Origin of the sequence: Falsiroseomonas sp. HW251, assembly GCF_050563545.1 — a bacterium.
Taxonomy (GTDB): Bacteria; Pseudomonadota; Alphaproteobacteria; order Acetobacterales; family Acetobacteraceae; genus Falsiroseomonas.
The window spans coordinates 1-666 of record NZ_JBNXUM010000101.1; the positions used below are offsets into that span (position 1 = coordinate 1).

Annotated in this window: 1 protein-coding gene; it reads right to left on the reverse strand. The window is 67.0% G+C overall.

The window, feature by feature from the left end; translation table 11 throughout:
* Nucleotides 1-310 precede the first annotated feature (310 nt).
* A partial coding sequence (locus tag ACLF3M_RS35365) for an NADPH-dependent FMN reductase (RefSeq protein WP_430661708.1) occupies nucleotides 311-666 on the reverse strand: 356 nt, incomplete at its 5' end.

Genomic DNA, 666 nt, shown 5'->3' on the forward strand with positions numbered 1-666 from the left:
GGCATGGCGGTCACGGCGGTCGCGCCGATGAACCAGTGCGCCGACACGACCAGCACCGCGCGCGGCCGCGGCAGCGCCTGCCCAAGCTTCCGCTAGGATCGCGTGTAGCCGTTGTCCTGCAGGGTGTTCATCGGGCTGCCATGTCCGATGAAGAGTGCTGGCATGGTCGTCACGTCGGTCTCCTCATCGGGCACCGCCGGCCCCAACGATACCACGCCGCGACCGCCGAACTCGGGTCCGCGACCGTAGCCCCTGCGATGCGCAGGCGCGCCGCGACGCGCGCGTGGCGACCTGCGGCCTGAACGGCTTTTCAGGACGATCGCGGATAGACGCTCAGGACGCGCGTGACGAAGTCACGGAACTCCCCCACGAAGCCACGCAGGAATTTCTCCGTCGCTTCGACGCGGACCTCGCCGTTCTCCGAGATCAGATCGGGCGTGAACTGGATATAGGCCTCGATCGCGTTCATCATCGGCGAGTTGCAGAAGCTGAGGATGCTCCTCAGGTGCTGCTGCGCGACCGCCGTCCCGATCGCGCCGGGCGATGTCCCGATGATCGCCGAGGGCTTTCGCGTGAAGGCGTTCTGGCCGTAGGGACGGCTTGCCCAGTCGATGGCGTTCTTCAGGGCGCCCGGGATCGAGCGGTTGTATTCCGGCGTCACGAACA